The sequence below is a fragment of the Candidatus Methylopumilus universalis genome (assembly GCF_006365315.1).
GTDB lineage: Bacteria > Pseudomonadota > Gammaproteobacteria > Burkholderiales > Methylophilaceae > Methylopumilus > Methylopumilus universalis.
The window spans coordinates 527,471-543,646 of the sequence record NZ_CP040968.1 but is presented as its reverse complement, the minus strand read 5'-3'; the positions used below and the strand labels follow the sequence as shown (position 1 = coordinate 543,646).

The 16,176-nt window shown below is 36.8% G+C and carries 12 protein-coding genes; 3 read left to right on the top strand and 9 right to left on the bottom strand.

Annotated features, from left to right (window positions below):
• Positions 1-45: 45 nt before the first annotated feature.
• A complete protein-coding gene (gene mfd, locus FIT79_RS03015; RefSeq protein ID WP_420898290.1) occupies positions 46-3,450 on the bottom strand; it encodes a transcription-repair coupling factor in 3,405 nt (1,134 codons plus the stop codon).
• Between the two features lie 68 nt (positions 3,451-3,518).
• Here mfd and rpiA point away from each other — a divergent pair, with 68 nt between their 5' ends.
• Entirely contained in the window at positions 3,519-4,193 is a 675-nt protein-coding gene (rpiA, locus tag FIT79_RS03010; protein ID WP_139875565.1) for a ribose-5-phosphate isomerase RpiA, read from the top strand.
• On the opposite strand, the gene serS is transcribed toward rpiA, so the two are convergent.
• Genes serS through FIT79_RS02990 form a run of 4 tightly spaced genes read right to left on the bottom strand, consistent with a single transcriptional unit; the run spans position 4,190 to position 10,076 of the window.
• Positions 4,190-5,458 (bottom strand): serine--tRNA ligase, encoded by a 1,269-nt coding sequence (gene serS, locus FIT79_RS03005; protein WP_139871394.1) that lies wholly within the window; start codon positions 5,456-5,458, stop codon positions 4,190-4,192. The two genes, rpiA and serS, sit on opposite strands and share 4 nt — an antisense overlap.
• A 7-nt stretch (positions 5,459-5,465) precedes the next feature.
• On the bottom strand, positions 5,466-6,770 hold the full coding sequence (locus tag FIT79_RS03000; RefSeq protein WP_139871392.1) for a replication-associated recombination protein A: 1,305 nt from the start codon (positions 6,768-6,770) through the stop codon (positions 5,466-5,468).
• Between the two features lie 5 nt (positions 6,771-6,775).
• Positions 6,776-7,783, bottom strand: a complete 1,008-nt coding sequence (gene lolA / locus FIT79_RS02995) for an outer membrane lipoprotein periplasmic chaperone LolA (RefSeq protein WP_139871390.1) — start codon at positions 7,781-7,783, stop codon at positions 6,776-6,778.
• Entirely contained in the window at positions 7,776-10,076 is a 2,301-nt protein-coding gene (locus FIT79_RS02990) for a DNA translocase FtsK (protein ID WP_139876083.1), read from the bottom strand. Before FIT79_RS02990 ends, lolA begins: the two co-directional genes overlap by 8 nt.
• A gap of 167 nt (positions 10,077-10,243) precedes the next feature.
• Here FIT79_RS02990 and trxB point away from each other — a divergent pair, with 167 nt between their 5' ends.
• Both trxB and FIT79_RS02980 read left to right on the top strand, forming a co-directional pair.
• Entirely contained in the window at positions 10,244-11,185 is a 942-nt protein-coding gene (trxB, locus tag FIT79_RS02985; RefSeq protein ID WP_139867523.1) for a thioredoxin-disulfide reductase, read from the top strand.
• Positions 11,186-11,189: 4 nt separating this feature from the next.
• Positions 11,190-11,744 carry a Smr/MutS family protein gene (locus tag FIT79_RS02980; protein WP_028817896.1) on the top strand — a complete coding sequence of 185 codons (555 nt, stop codon included), beginning with the start codon at positions 11,190-11,192 and terminating at the stop codon, positions 11,742-11,744.
• Here FIT79_RS02980 and FIT79_RS02975 read toward each other — a convergent pair.
• From FIT79_RS02975 to FIT79_RS02960, 4 genes are read right to left on the bottom strand one after another with little or no spacing between them, the layout of a single operon-like run.
• Positions 11,741-13,570, bottom strand: coding sequence for an ABC transporter ATP-binding protein (locus FIT79_RS02975; protein ID WP_139875564.1), 1,830 nt, complete (start codon positions 13,568-13,570; stop codon positions 11,741-11,743). The genes FIT79_RS02980 and FIT79_RS02975 overlap by 4 nt on opposite strands.
• Positions 13,571-13,575: 5 nt before the next feature.
• Entirely contained in the window at positions 13,576-14,052 is a 477-nt protein-coding gene (gene ispF / locus FIT79_RS02970; protein ID WP_139876082.1) for a 2-C-methyl-D-erythritol 2,4-cyclodiphosphate synthase, read from the bottom strand.
• A gap of 9 nt (positions 14,053-14,061) precedes the next feature.
• The gene (gene ispD / locus FIT79_RS02965; RefSeq protein WP_139875563.1) at positions 14,062-14,742 is read right to left on the bottom strand and encodes a 2-C-methyl-D-erythritol 4-phosphate cytidylyltransferase; all 681 of its coding nucleotides are present in this window, start codon (positions 14,740-14,742) and stop codon (positions 14,062-14,064) included.
• Between the two features lie 45 nt (positions 14,743-14,787).
• A complete protein-coding gene (locus FIT79_RS02960) occupies positions 14,788-15,978 on the bottom strand; it encodes an ammonium transporter (RefSeq protein ID WP_139875562.1) in 1,191 nt (396 codons plus the stop codon).
• Positions 15,979-16,176 lie beyond the last annotated feature (198 nt).

Here is a 16,176-nt window from a genome sequence, read left to right as displayed (position 1 = left end):
TATCGGAAAAGAAGCAAAAACCAAATAAGTATCCTATGATAGTTATCAGGTCAAAAATATTTTACTTAAGAAGTCTTTAATAAATTTTACGCGCTCTAAGATATCAGAAAGTGAAACAGATATCTTAATCTTGTCTGGTCCATTCATACGGCAACGCTTGTCTTCACTTAGCAGCTTAATAAGCTTGAGAGGGTCAATTTTGCTGTCACTCGCAAATGTAATTTGAATTGATACATCACTTGCATCTATTTTTTTAATATCAAGATGTTGAATAAAAATTCTTAAATCATGAAAAGAAATAAGAGATTGTGTTTGTTCGGGCATCACACCAAAACGATCTATTAGTTCTTCTTTCATTTCCATTAATTGCTCTTCCTCATTAAGACCTGACAAGCGCTTGTAGAGAACAAGTCTTTCATTAATGTCGCCACAATAAGCATTAGTAATGATGGCTGGGGTATGAAGATTAATTTCTGTATTTTTTTGAAGCGGGGTATCAAGACTTAATTTTTTGCCAATTTTGAGTTGCTTCACAGCATAATTAAGCATTTCTATATACAGATTAAATCCAATTTCATGCATTTGCCCACTCTGATTGTCACCTAACAACTCCCCTGCTCCTCGAATCTCCAAATCATGAATAGCAAGATAATACCCTGCACCTAAATCTTCAAGAAGCTGAATAGCTTCCAATCGTTTTTGTGCATGGCCACTAATCTTTCTATCTGGATCAATAAGCAAATATGCGTAGGCTTGATGATGAGACCTCCCCACCCGACCCCTTAATTGGTGAAGTTGAGCTAGTCCAAACATGTCTGCACGATTCATTATGATTGTATTCGCTGATGGAATATCAATACCGGTTTCAATAATTGTTGTACAAAGCAAGATGTTGGCCTTTTGTTGATAAAAATCATGCATCACTCTTTCAAGCTCTCGCTCTCTCATTTGTCCGTGTGCAATCTCAATTACCCCTTCAGGTATTAACTTTTCTAATTTTTCTTTCATCGAAGCAATAGTGTCAACATCGTTGTGCAAGAAATACACTTGGCCTCCTCGATTAAATTCTCTTAAAACTGCTTCACGAATAATCCCTTCTGAATAGTTATTTACGAATGTTTTAATTGATAAACGTTTTTGTGGAGGAGTAGAAATAATAGAAAACTCTCGTAAACCTTCCATAGCCATAGATAACGTTCGAGGAATTGGAGTCGCTGTAAGAGTTAAGACATCAACTTCTGCTCGCATGGATTTAAGTAATTCTTTCTGACGCACACCAAAACGGTGCTCTTCATCAATAATAATTAACCCTAAATTTTTAAATTTAATATCATTTTGAATAAGTCTATGTGTACCAATAATGATATCGATCTCTCCATTAGCTAATTTAATGAGAGACTCAGCTTGTTCTTTTTTAGATTTAAAACGAGAAATTTCTGCAATTCTAATAGCGGAATCTGAAAAACGATCCATAAAATTATTGTAATGCTGTTCAGCAAGGAGTGTTGTTGGGACTAATATGGCAACTTGCTTTCCATCATTAGCTGCAATAAAGGCCGCCCTTAATGCAACCTCCGTCTTGCCAAACCCCACATCGCCACATATAAGACGATCCATCGGCTTTTGAGACTCCATATCATTGATCACAGCATTAATTGCTGTTAGTTGATCATCGGTTTCTTCGAATGGAAATCCATCGGTGAATCTCTCATAATCCTGTAAATTAATTTTAAAGGCGTAGCCTTTTTTAATGGAGCGCTGTGAATAAATGTTTAAGAGGTCTGCAGCAGTATCATGAATTTGTTTTAAGGCTTTTTTCTTCGCCTTATCCCATTGATCTGATCCCAGCCTATGCAAAGGTGCAGTTTCAGCCGGACCTCCCGAGTATCTTGAGATAAGGTCTAAATTGGATACAGGCACATAAAGTTTATCGTCACCAAAATACTGTAAAAGTAAGAATTCACTCTCCCCTTCACCAAAATCTAAATTAAATAAACCTTTAAATCGGCCTACACCATACTGCTCATGCACAATAGGATCACCTTCTTTTAATTCAGACAAATCACGTATCATGGCATCAGTTGAGAAATTTTTATCACGATGACGTCTTCTTGTTTGACGCACAGTATTTACATAAAGCTCGGATTCAGTAATTACAACATGCTCAGATGAAATATAGCCCTGATGTATTGGGCTGACAGTCAACACCACTTGATCGCTTATATCTGCAGCCGATGACCAATCATCTGTCGCTTTAAAATTAATGCCAGCTAACTTTAGAAGTTCAGAGACAGTTTCTCGACGACCCAAGCTATCCGTCAAAATAAAAACTCTTTTAGGATTTTCTATAATAAAATTTTCAAGCTTCGCTAGAGGTTTAGTGTTCTTTCGATCAATAGATATATCAGGGATTTTTTCATTTACTTCTACACGCTTTAAATCAAACTTCTTATAGGCATTGATAGATTTAAAAAATTGATCTGGTTTAATTAAAAGATTTTGAGGCTCTAAAATTGGCCTCTCAGCATCATAAGCAAACAACCGAAATCGTTTTTCGGTTTCATGCCAAAAATGACTGCAAGCAAGATCAAGATTACCGTGTTTATAAATGATCGTGTCATCTGAAAAATAACTAAAAATATCACTCATCTCTTCAAAAAATAGCGGCATGTACCACTCAATGCCACCAATGGGTATGCCCTTACTAATATCTTTGTAAATAGAAGAGCGGGAGGGATCTCCTTCAAAACGCTCTCGATAATTTTGTCGAAATATACTAATAGAATTTTCATCCATGGGACATTCACGGGCAGGAAGTAACTTAATTTCATTGACTGGGTAAAGTGTTCTTTGTGTATCAACATCGAATGTTCGAATTGAATCAATTTCGTTATCAAAGAAATCTAAGCGATACGGCACTATGCTGCCCATAGGGAATAGATCTATAAGACTTCCCCTTACTGAAAATTCCCCAGGAGCCATGACGCGAACCACATTCATATATCCATTTAATGTTAATTGGTTTTTAAAAGCCTCAATATCAACTTTTTGGCCTTTACGAAAATGAAAGCTAAATAGTTGTATATAACTTTTAGGGGGTAATAAGTGAAGAGCTGTAGTTACTGGAATAATAACTACATCAAAACTTTTCTGAGTGACTTGATAAAGAGTTAGAAGTCTTTCTGATATTAGATCTGGGTGCGGTGAAAAGTGATCGTAAGGAAGAGTCTCCCAATCGGGTAATAAGTTAATTTTTAAATTTGGACTAAACCAAAGCATCTCTTCCATAAGACGCCTTGCTTCGAATGCTGTCTCCGTAAAAATTGCTAAAGACTTTTTACTTTTAACAATTTCATCTCGAATATATTTAACTAGAGAATAACTATCAGAGCCGTCAATTTCAGCCGTTGATAGTGATACTTTACTTTGATAATTTGCTTCTAATGGCATATATTGCATGTATAAATGATTAACAATATTATAAGCTTTAAAGCTAGTATTCATTGAGAGGGAATGTCATGAATGATAAAGAATTAGTCGCGCAGCAAGCCTTACAATATGTTAGCGAGAATATGATTATCGGCTTGGGCACAGGATCAACCGCTAACTGCTTCATTGACGCTTTAGCTAAGCGAAATAAAGAAGAAAAGCTAAACATAAGAACAGTATCAAGCTCTGTGGTAAGCATGATTAAAGCAAAAGAAGCTGGCTTACCAATTATAGCTATGGAGCAAATCAATGAAATTGATCTTTATATTGATGGTGCAGACGAAATTACACCAGACCTTACCTTACTTAAAGGGCGCGGTTACGATCTCGTTCGAGAGAAGCTGTTAGCTCGATCTGCTAAAAAATTTATTGTTATTGCTGACGAATCTAAAATTGTTGAAAATATTGGAGATAACTTTCCTGTTCCTTCTGAAGTTCAACCTTTTGCATGGGAGCTTGTTAAAAATATCTTAATGAAAAAAGGAACAGGCGGCATTAGAATTAACTCAGCAAAAGATGGATATGCAATTACCTCTTGCGGTAATTTCGTACTCGATTTTAATTATACTGAAAAAAATATTGAAAAATTAAACGCGCTTCTGTGTCAAACACCTGGGATTGTAGAGCATGGTATTTTTTACAATATCGCCCATGGCGCTTTAATTAGTAGCAATGGAAAAGTTCGTGAGATTTGGAAAAACTAAATCTTTTCAATACCACTCATATAAGGAACTAAGACTTTAGGTATCGTAATACTGCCATCTTCATTCTGATAGTTTTCAATAATCGCTACCAATGTTCTACCTACTGCAAGTCCAGAACCATTTAGCGTGTGAACAAATAAATTTTTTCCATCCTCACTCTTAAACCTTGCCTTTAAGCGTCTTGCTTGAAACGCTTCACAATTTGAAACAGACGAAATTTCACGATAAGTATTTTGTGATGGAAGCCAAACTTCCAAGTCGAAGGTTTTCGCAGCTCCAAAACCCATATCACCTGTGCATAAGGATAGTAATCGATATGGAAGCTCTAGTGAGGTAAGTATAAATTCAGCATGGGAAACCATTTCATCTAGCGCATCATAACTTTTGTCTGGATGCACAATCTGAACCATCTCAACTTTATCAAATTGATGCTGTCTAATCATGCCCCGAGTATCTTTACCGTAAGATCCTGCTTCTGATCTAAAGCAAGGTGTATGAGCAGTCAATTTAATAGGAAGGTCAGACTGCTTAACGACTTCGTCACGAACAAAGTTTGTGAGAGTCACCTCAGAAGTTGGGATTAAATACAATTTACTTTCGTTATGTGAAAGACTAAAAAGATCAGCTTCAAATTTAGGTAGTTGCCCTGTGCCTATTAATGAATCGCTATTAACCAAATAAGGTGTATAACATTCCTTATAGCCATGTTTATCTGTTTGAGTATCAAGCATATATTGCGTAATAGCCCGATGTAATTTCGCAAGCTTACCTTCAATTACAACAAAACGAGCGCCTGAGAGCTTTGCACCTAAATCGAAATTAAGACCATGCGGAGCACCTACATCGACATGATCCTTAACTTTGAAATTAAATTTTCTAGGCTCGCCAACTGTCTTCACAACTTGGTTGTCGTTTTCGGACTTACCTATCGGGGTAGAATCATGAGGAATATTAGGGATATTTAGCATGAATTGATTAATCTTTTCTTGCAGCTCTGCTAATTCTGATTCGCCAGCTTTTAAATCATCTGAAAGTGCATTAACGCTCTTCATCAGTAAATCAGTATTTTCATTTTTAGATTTAGAAATACCAATTTCTTTTGAGATGGAATTTCTTTTTTCTTGAAGATCTTGCGTCTTAACTTGCAGATCTTTTCTTAAATTTTCCAATGCTTGAAAGGTAGCTACATCAAGATCAAATCCTCTGCTTAAGAGCTTATCTTTAGCAATCCCAATATCGTTTCTTAGTATTTGAATATCAATCATAAATAACCTATTTTTTTTGCTTGTCCTGAGATTTTAAATAATTCATTTTTTCGAGAATTTTACCCTCTAATCCTCGAGTTGTAGGCTTATAAAATTCAATAGGGTCTAAATTATCCGGGAAATATTTTTCACCCGCCGCATAAGCATCAGGTTCATTGTGAGCATAACGGTAGTTTTTTCCGTAATCTAACTCTTTCATCAGCTTAGTCGGGGCATTTCGAAGATGAACTGGTACATCACTATTATCTCCTTCGGCTACAAATGCTTTGACTTCATTAAAAGCCATATATGCCGCATTGCTTTTGGCGGCAATTGATAGGTAAATCACTGCGTTAGAAAGCGCTAACTCACCCTCAGGCGAACCAAGGCGTTCATATATCTGGTAAGCTTCGAGCGCCATAGTTTGCCCCTTTGGATCAGCTAAACCTATGTCCTCAACAGCGATTCTAACGATTCTTCTCGCCAAATAAAGTGGATCAGCGCCTCCATCTAACATACGATGAAGCCAATATAAAGCAGCATTTGGATCAGACCCTCTCACAGATTTATGAAGCGCTGAAATTTGGTCGTAAAATTGATCTCCACCTTTATCAAAACGTCGTATCTTGCTTGTAATTGTTTTCTTTAAAAAGTCTCGATCAATTTTATTGGCTTTTAAAGATTTTGCTGTATTAAAGAGCAATTCTAGAAAATTGAGCAGTCTTCTAGCATCGCCATTCACATGAGCAATAATCTCTTGCTGTGCTTCATGATCCACCTCGATTTCTGGCGCAATGTATATCTTAGCTTTTTCATAAATTGAAAAAAGATCATCTTCATCAAGCGTTTTTAAAACATAAACTTGAGATCGACTTAATAAAGCTGAATTAACTTCAAAGGATGGGTTCTCTGTAGTCGCTCCAATAAAAGTAATTAATCCTGATTCAACATGTGGCAAAAATGCATCTTGCTGACTTTTATTAAAGCGATGAACTTCATCTACAAATAAAATTGTTTTTTTATTATATTGCTGCAAATTAAGCTGGGCTTTATCTATAGCTTCTCGAATATCTTTAACGCCAGATAGCACTGCAGATACAGATATAAATTCTGCATCAATTGAATTAGCGATGACTCGAGCAATAGTAGTTTTTCCTACGCCTGGCGGCCCCCATAAAATCATTGAAGGTAAATTGCCAGACTCGATAGCTACACGCAAAGACTTGCCCTCACCTAAAATATGTTTTTGTCCTGCTATTTCGCCAACAAATTTAGGTCTTAAATACTCAGCAAGTGGCAATTGAGATTGATTAGGTTCGAACATTTGATTCATTGGTGTTATTTACCTGAGATTTCTTCTTGAATTAACCAGCGGCCATCAATTTTTTTAACTACGAGCGATTTATTAGACATCTCAGTCAACTTATCGGAGGTATATTTTTGTTTAAATTGTATGCGAGCAGAATTTTCGGTCTTCATGCTTAGTTTTAAATCTTCTATTTCAACGAGAATCTTTCCTTGCGATGAAATTTTTTGTCTCCTTGAAGTTTGCCACAAAGAAAATGCATCGCCATTAGGGGTTTTAAAATCTTGTGCATATTTACTTAAATAAAGATCGATATCTTTAGCTGACCACGCATTCGCCCAGTCATTCGCAAAAGCAATTAACTCTGCGTCTTTATTTTTATTAGAACTAGAAGTCGTCGGTAAATTGGTTGGTACGCCGCCATTTTGAACAACATCAACGCCATTAGGCAGTTTGAATAAAAAATCATTGTCAGATAAGCTCACATTGTATTTAGCATTCCTAAAGCTAATCGTTGTTATATGTTCAAATGCATCAACAATTTTCATCACTGATAATTTATTTTCAGTTAAACCAAGCATGACTTTACTAAATCCAGCACCTTCTTCCTTCGGAATAGCCTCGACCCATTTAATATTTTGACTGGATTCATCTCCAGCCTGAGATTCTATATTTTTAAGAGTGAAATATTTTTCAATGTTTTTGCCTGCGATAATTAAAAGCGGTGTTGAGCCGCCCACTTTGGCTATCGAATTAATAGAAACTTGTCTAAGATCCTGGTCGTACATATACAATCGATCACCATCGCTGATAATTTGATTTTGATATGGCTTTAAATAATCCCATCTAAACTTGTTAGGTCTTTTAAATAGCATTACACCTTCAACATCTTGAAGTTTAGAACCCTTTTTATCTAAAACAACCTGACTAAATTCAGAAGACATGCTTGATACATTATTTACAAAAGCATTTAGATCTGAGATGCCTTCTGCAAATACATTTAAAGAAAGCATTAGAAAAACAAAAAACAGTTTATTCATTTTGATTTGGAGCTAGGATATCTCTATTACCATTGCTTTGCATTGCTGTAACAAGTCCGGCTCTTTCCATATCCTCAATAATTCTTGCGGCACGGTTATATCCAATACGCAAGTGTCTTTGAACTGAAGAGATGGATGGCTTTCTTGTTCGCAATACCAATTCCACAGCCTCATCATAAAGCGGATCTTTTTCGCCTGAGAAATTCGAAGATGAGTCGCCATAATCCCCGCTCTCTGAAGTTTCATTGGTTAAAATACCTTCAATATAATTTGGCTCACCATGTGACTTAAGATAGCTCACAACTTTATGTACTTCTTGATCAGAAACAAATGCTCCGTGAATTCTTTGAGGATAACCTGAGCCTGCTGGCTGATATAACATATCACCCTGTCCAAGTAACGTCTCGGCACCCATTTGATCTAAGATTGTTCTGGAATCAATTTTGCTAGATACCTGGAATGCAATTCTTGCAGGAATATTAGCTTTAATGAGTCCTGTGATCACGTCTACTGATGGTCTTTGTGTAGCTAACACTAAATGGATACCAGAAGCTCTAGCTTTTTGAGCAAGTCTAGCAATGAGCTCTTCAATTTTTTTGCCTACTACCATCATTAAATCTGCAAGCTCATCAATCACAATCACAATCAATGGCATTTCAGATAATGGTTCAGTATTTTCCGGGTTTACAGGATCTGCAATAGGAGAGCCATCCTTCATGCTGTCTTTAATTTTTTGATTGTACCCAGCTAAGTTTCGAACGCCCAACATCGACATCAGCTTATAACGTCTTTCCATTTCACCTACACACCAATTTAATGCATTGGCAGCTTGACGCATATCAGTTACGACCGGCGCTAATAAGTGAGGTATCCCTTCATAAACAGACAATTCAAGCATCTTAGGGTCAATGAAAATCATCCTCACTTTTTCAGAGTTGGCCTTGTAAAGCAAACTTAAGATTAATGCATTGATCGCAACCGACTTACCCGAACCCGTAGTACCAGCAATTAATACATGCGGCATTTTCGATAAATCAGCAACCTCTGGGCGACCAGAAATATCTTTTCCTAAAGCAATTGTGAGAGAAGCGCTCGTATCTGCAAAGATTTGAGAGCTCATAATTTCAGACAAGTAAACAATCTGCCTTTTAGGATTAGGTATCTCTAAACCCATACACGTTTTACCAGGAATGGTTTCAACAACACGAACACTCACCACAGACAATGCGCGCGCTAAATCTTTAGATAAGTTAGTGACTTGACTACCCTTAACCCCAGGTGCTGGCTCAAACTCATAACGGGTGATCACAGGGCCAGGTTGGGCTGAAATTACTTTGGCTTCAATACCAAAGTCCATTAATTTCTTTTCAATGAGTCGGGATATAAATTCAATTGTTTCTGGTGATTGCGGTTCGACTTGATGAGATGGCTGATCTAGAAGATGAAGAGGTGGTAGTAAATTGTCACTAAAATTAAATAATGGAATTTGTTTCTCTTTTTGTACGCGCTCACTCTTTTTAATTTGCACGTCAGGAGACTCGATATTAACTGGGGATCTATTTTCAGATTTTCTACGTTCACTCTCTAAGAGCTCTAATCTCTGCTGCTCGATAATTCTCCCATGTTTGCGATCTTGCCAATCTCTATATCGATACTGACCTCTTTGGAATAGAGCGAAAGTAAAGTGTCCAGAATGCTCTGAAATTTTAAGCCATGACCATCCTGTAAATAAGCTGAATCCAATCGCAATTGATGTGATCAAGAAAATACTTGAGCCGACATAACCTAAAGACGAACGCAATGCTTGGTCGAATAATCTTCCAAGTAAGCCGCCTTGGCTTAGTGGAAATTGCGCTGGCAGATCTATTAAGTGGCCTGCTTCAAAAGCAGATGAAGCAGAAATCAAAAGAAAGAAACCAAAATAATTAAAAAGCAAAAAAGAGCGATAGCCTTTTAAATCTTTATTGTATTGAGGATAGAGAAGCCAAATACTAAAGAAACATAAGAAACTCAGCCACCAGCTTGATAAACCGAAAATATAGAGAAGTAAATCAGATAAATACGAACCAATAATTCCGCCAGCATTATGAATTGAATGTGTGCCACTGACGCTATGAGACCACGATGGGTCTTGACTAGAGTATGTCGCAAGGGTGATGGTTAAATAAAAGCCTAAAAAAATTAAACTTAACCACCAAGCTTCGCGTGTGAGCTTACTTTTAATCCCACTAAGTTTATTATCTTGTGGGGTTTGGCTAGCTTTTCCAGATTCTGATTTTTTTTTAAAAAACAAGGTTATAAGTGCTCGGAATGTTTCACCAATTATATCAGTTTGAAGTGCCAAAAAATGATGAAAAAAGCCTCAAAAAAAGGCCCTTCTGTCAAAAATAGGTTTGCTTAATCAGGCGATGAAAACTAAAATTGATCGTTTGTAACTTCACACTCTTTTCAGGAATTTTTATGGCAAAACATGCCCAACTTATCATCTTAGGCTCTGGTCCAGCAGGCTATTCTGCTGCAGTTTATGCTGCCAGAGCAAACCTTAATCCTGTTCTTATCACAGGGATTGCTCAAGGAGGTCAATTAATGACAACGACAGATGTTGATAATTGGCCTGCAGATCCTGATGGGGTTATGGGGCCTGAGCTTATGGAACGCTTTGAAAAACATGCTAAGCGCTTCAACACTGAAATTGTGTTTGACCATATTCATACAACACACCTTAAAGAAAAACCTATTCGACTTATAGGGGACTCATCTGAGTACACTTGTGACGCACTTATTATTTCAACTGGTGCATCAGCAAAATATCTTGGATTAGATAGTGAAACTGCATTTTTAGGCAAGGGTGTTTCTGCTTGTGCAACATGCGATGGCTTTTTTTATAAAAACCAAGAGGTAGCTGTTGTTGGTGGCGGAAATACAGCTGTCGAAGAGGCGCTCTATCTATCTAATATCGCAAATAAAGTGACATTAATTCACAGGCGTGACAAATTCAAAGCTGAAGCTATTCAAATGGATAAAATTCACGATCGCGTGAAAGAAGGAAAAATTGTCCTTGAAACATTTAAAACTCTAGAGGAGGTTCTAGGTGATGCTTCAGGCGTAACTGGAATCAAAATTAAAGATGTAAATACAAATGAAAGTAAATCGATAGCACTCAAAGGTGTTTTTATTGCCATTGGTCATCAACCTAATACCTCAATCTTCGAAGGTCAGTTGGATATGGAAAATGGTTATATCATCACAAATGCGGGTCGTCATGGTAATTTTACTGCGACTTCAATACCTGGCGTATTTGCAGCTGGGGATGTTCAAGATCATATTTATCGTCAAGCAGTAACAAGTGCTGGAACCGGTTGTATGGCAGCCCTCGATGCAGAAAGATTTTTAACGAAATAATGTCATGGCAAAAAATGAAAATGAGAAAGACGAAATTGATTTATTCAGGGAAGCCATAAAAGGCGCAACTCCATTAAAAATCAGTTCGAAAAAAAAAGAACATAAAGCACCTCAAAAAAAACCCAAGCCCGTACCTCTAAATTTTATTAGGGATGAAAAACAAGCGCTGATTGATTCTATTAGCGATCATTACGAGCCGCTGCATGATATTGAAAATGGTGAGGAGCTTTTCTATATCAGGCAAGGTCACTCGCCCGATGTTTTAAAAAAACTAAGAAAAGGTTACTGGGTCGTTCAAAAATCTATTGATCTTCATGGCATGATTTCCGATGAAGCGAAAGCATATGTAGTTCACTTTATAGCTGAATGTAAAAAAAATAATATACGCTGCGTTCGTATCGTGCATGGAAAAGGTTATAACTCTAAAAACAAAGAACCCATTCTTAAAAATAAACTTAAGCATTGGTTAGCGCAAAAAGAAGAAGTCATCGCATACGCTCAAGCTCGAGCTCACGACGGAGGGAGTGGAGCAGTTATTGTTTTATTAACTGCGCATTAAGCTTCGCCTAAAAAGCCTCCACTTTGATGCTTCCAAAGTCTCGCATACAACCCTTTCTTTTTAATAAGCGCATTATGAGACCCCTCTTCAATAATTTTGCCTTTATCAATCACAATAAGCCTATCCATTGCAGCAATCGTTGATAGTCGATGTGCAATTGCGATTACCGTCTTACCTTCCATTAATTGATAAAGACTTTGTTGAATTACAACTTCAATTTCAGAATCAAGTGCGCTTGTCGCTTCATCTAATAACAATATAGGTGCATCTTTCAACATAACTCTTGCAATAGAAATACGTTGCCTTTGACCACCCGACAACTTAACACCTCTTTCTCCGACATGAGCTTCATAGCCTTTTCTAGAAAGATTATCTTCCAGTCGCATTATAAAATCATGAGCTTTAGCTCTTTTTGCTGCGCCAATCATTTCGTTTCGAGTGGCATTAGGCCTTCCATAAACTATATTGTCTTTAACTGAGCGGTGAAGTAAGGATGTATCTTGTGTAACCATACCAATCTTTTCTCTCAAGCTATTTTGATTTACTTTTGAAATATCTTGATTGTCGATAGTAATTACACCTGATTTAAGGTCATAAAATCGCAATAATAAATTTACGAGTGTAGATTTACCTGATCCAGACTTACCTACTAGACCAACTTTTTCTCCAGGCTTAATATTCAATGAAAAATTATGAATGACTGATGTTTTTTGATTGGGATAATTAAAAACAATATGTTTAAATGAAACTGAAGCTTTTTTGATGATGAGATCTTCTGCATTTTCAACATCTTGAATTTCTTGATGAATTGAAAGTGTATTGAGGCCGTCTTGAAGAGTTCCAACTTGCTCATATAAGGATGTCATTTCCCACATGACCCAGTGCGATATGCCATTCAATCTCAAAGCCATTGCTGTAGAAGTTGCGACCACTCCCACCATGATTTCACTCTTCGACCAAAGCCAAATTGAAACAATACCTGTACCAATCACAAGTAACATACTTAAAAAATGATTAATAATTTCAATCCAACTGACTAATCGCATTTGCATATTTACAGCGCCTAAAAAATCATTCATTGCAACCTTAGCAAAGTTCGCTTCTCGTCCAGCATGCGAGAAGAGTTTAATGGTGCTTATATTTGTATAAGCATCTGTAATGCGCCCCGTCATTAATGACCTTGCATCAGCTTGATTTCTCGACAATTTACTTAAGCGGGGTACAAAATAAATAAGGACCAAAATATACAAAAGAAACCAGCTAAGAAATGGAAGCATTAGTATCAAATTAAATTGGCCTACAACAAAAATCATCGTTAAAAAATAAATAACTACATAGACCAAAATGTCAGCCAAAATGAACCATAAATCCCTAACCGCAAGAGCAGTTTGCATCACTTTTGCAGCAACCCTCCCTGCAAATTCATTGTGATAAAAATTCATACTCTGATTAAGAAGTAATCGGTGAAAATTCCAACGCATTCGCATAGGAAATGCACCTGCAAGGGATTGATGTTTAATTAAGGTTTGGAATAAAACAAGTAATGTACTTAAGATTAAAACTACTGATGCTGAAATAAGCATAGAAGTATTTTGAGACCAAAAATTTTCTGGGCTTGAATGATTTAGTAAGTCAATCAAAGAACCCATATATGAGAATAAAATAGCTTCAAAGCTCCCTATCACCGCTGTTAATAGGGCCATAAATAAAATGAGCCACCTAAGATTTTTAGTGCATGCCCACACAAACAACAACAGGGTTTTGGGTGGCGTGGTTAAAAAGTACTCGGGGAAAGGATTAAGGAGTTTTTCAAAGCGTTGAAACATAAAACTTATTGCGACTCTATCAAACAAATAGCTTGAGCTGCAATACCTTCGCCTCTTCCAGTAAATCCAAGAGTTTCAGTTGTTGTTGCTTTCACATTTACTGCTTTGATATCAAGACGGCAATCTAATGCGATATTATTTTTCATGCGATCAATATACGGTGCCAATTTAGGTAATTCACAAATCACCGTGGCATCAATATTAATAATCGAGTATTTTTTTTCTTGAATTAATAAAATTACTTTTTTTAAAATATCTCTGGAGTCTATATCCTTAATAGAGGGATCTGTATTTGGAAAATGCTGGCCTATATCTCCTAAACCAGCAGCACCAAGAATTGCATCTGCAATTGCATGTAAAAGAACATCAGCATCTGAATGGCCATCTAATCCTTTATGGAAAGGGATTTCCACTCCCCCAATAATGCATTTTCTGCCGCTAACTAACTGATGAACATCAAAACCTTGCCCCACTTTTATCATCATAAATACCTATTCAGTTATTAAATGTTCAAGAATATTAAGGTCTTCTTGGTAAGTTACTTTAAAATTTCTAAAATCACCTTTAATTAATTTTGGTTTCATTCCTAAACTCTCGATTGCTTGAGACTCATCGGTTGGAATGCCGTCAAATGACTTAATTGCCTCGGTTAACATTCTATACCTATACATTTGTGGTGTTTGCGCTTGCCATAAATGATCTCTTATTGGCGAATCAATAACTCTATCTTCTTTGTCAGATTTTTTTATAGTGTCAGCTATAGGGTAAGCAAGTAAGCCACCTACGGGATCATTTTTTAAAGTCTCTATTAGATGAATAACATCTTTTTCTTGAATGCCTGGGCGGGCCGCATCATGAACTAAAATCCAATCATTCTCGTCCGTATGTTTTTTTATAGTTTCTAATGTATTCAGTACCGTCTTAGCTCTAGAGTCACCGCCACAATAATGCGTGCTAACTTTAGATGACAAAGAAAGATTGAGTGTATTCCACATATCATCATTTGGGTGAAGAGCAATATGAATAGAGTCGACGTGAGAGATATTTTCAAAAACTCGAATTACTCTTTCAATGAAAGTTTGTTTATGAATTTTAAGGTACTGTTTGGGTTGGCCCAACCCCATTCTTGAACCTGAGCCTGCTGCTGGAATAATGATGTGAAATTTTGCCATGGGAAATTTTAACATGGCATCAGGTAATGCTTTTAAGAGATAAGATTAATCTTCTGAATTAGCTGCAATTTTATGAATCGAAATATCAGCGCCATTAAATTCTTCTTCTTGCGTTAATCGAATCCCAAAGAAATACTTAATAATGCCGTAAACTAAAAATCCCCCGGCAAGTGCTATCAATACGCCTAATAAAGTTCCTATAAGTTGAGATGCAAAACTAACACCTCCCATGCCACCAAAATAAGTAGACCCAAAAATACCAGCGGCAATACCACCCCAAGCACCGCAAAGTCCATGCAATGGCCACACGCCCAATACATCATCAATTTTTAAACGGTTTTGTGTAAGGGTAAAAGCCCAAACAAAAAGAATGCCTGCAACTAAGCCAGTCATAAGAGCGCCTATGGGATGAAAAATATCTGATCCTGCACACACCGCAACAAGGCCTGCAAGAGGTCCATTATGAATAAAGCCAGGATCATTTTTTCCAACGATAAGAGCTGCTATGGTGCCCCCTGCTAATGCCATCAGAGAATTAATCGCTACAAGCCCTGAAATACCATTCGCTGTTTGCGCTGACATGACGTTAAAGCCAAACCACCCTACAGTTAAGATCCAAGCTCCTAAAGCTAAAAAGGGAATATTAGATGGTGGGTAAGCTTGAAGCCTTCCATCTTTACCATATCTTCCATGTCTTGCCCCAAGCAATAAAACCGCCGCCAAAGCAATCCAGCCTCCCATTGCATGCACAACTACTGAGCCTGCAAAATCGTGGAATTTAAATCCAAAATTACCTTCGAGGAAAGATTGGACACCTAAATGATTATTCCAAGCAATACCCTCAAAAAATGGATATACGAAACCCACCAAAGCGAAGGTAGCTGCTAATTGAGAATTGAATTTAGCTCTTTCAGCTATGCCCCCAGATATAATTGCAGGAATAGCTGCAGCAAAAGTAAGTAAAAAGAAAAACTTTACGAGTTCATAGCCATTTTTAGCAGACAATGTTTCTGCAGGTGATAAGAAACTCACCCCATAGGCAATGCCATAACCTATAAAAAAGTAGGCAAGTGTAGATACTGAAAAATCGACAAGGATTTTAACAAGGGCATTGACTTGATTTTTATGACGCACAGTGCCCACTTCTAGAAATGCAAAACCCGCATGCATAGCAAGCACCATAATCGCGCCCAATAAAACAAATAAAACATCATTTGCACCAATTAAGTTATCCATGGCGGACATTCCTTATCTTTAAAGTATTAAATTAAATATAATTTTATATAAGAATGAATAAAAATAAGAAATTGTGTTTTTTTTATCTTAAAATTTTCAAAATTTCTATTTTTAAGCACTATTTATGTGCATTTTTATGAATTAATGTTTTTATGCACACAAATAATGCATAAAAATAACCACTAAGTGATGGTGAAG

What these genes read in the sequence shown, in the direction of transcription:
- mfd (WP_420898290.1), bottom strand. Translation starts at nt 3,450, where the DNA reads ATGCCATTAGAAGCAAATTATCAAAGTAAAGTATCACTATCAACGGCT.
- rpiA (WP_139875565.1), top strand. Translation starts at nt 3,519, where the DNA reads ATGAATGATAAAGAATTAGTCGCGCAGCAAGCCTTACAATATGTTAGC.
- serS (WP_139871394.1), bottom strand. Translation starts at nt 5,458, where the DNA reads ATGATTGATATTCAAATACTAAGAAACGATATTGGGATTGCTAAAGAT.
- FIT79_RS03000 (WP_139871392.1), bottom strand. Translation starts at nt 6,770, where the DNA reads ATGAATCAAATGTTCGAACCTAATCAATCTCAATTGCCACTTGCTGAG.
- lolA (WP_139871390.1), bottom strand. Translation starts at nt 7,783, where the DNA reads ATGAATAAACTGTTTTTTGTTTTTCTAATGCTTTCTTTAAATGTATTT.
- trxB (WP_139867523.1), top strand. Translation starts at nt 10,244, where the DNA reads ATGGCAAAACATGCCCAACTTATCATCTTAGGCTCTGGTCCAGCAGGC.
- FIT79_RS02980 (WP_028817896.1), top strand. Translation starts at nt 11,190, where the DNA reads ATGGCAAAAAATGAAAATGAGAAAGACGAAATTGATTTATTCAGGGAA.
- FIT79_RS02975 (WP_139875564.1), bottom strand. Translation starts at nt 13,570, where the DNA reads ATGTTTCAACGCTTTGAAAAACTCCTTAATCCTTTCCCCGAGTACTTT.
- ispF (WP_139876082.1), bottom strand. Translation starts at nt 14,052, where the DNA reads ATGATAAAAGTGGGGCAAGGTTTTGATGTTCATCAGTTAGTTAGCGGC.
- ispD (WP_139875563.1), bottom strand. Translation starts at nt 14,742, where the DNA reads ATGGCAAAATTTCACATCATTATTCCAGCAGCAGGCTCAGGTTCAAGA.
- FIT79_RS02960 (WP_139875562.1), bottom strand. Translation starts at nt 15,978, where the DNA reads ATGGATAACTTAATTGGTGCAAATGATGTTTTATTTGTTTTATTGGGC.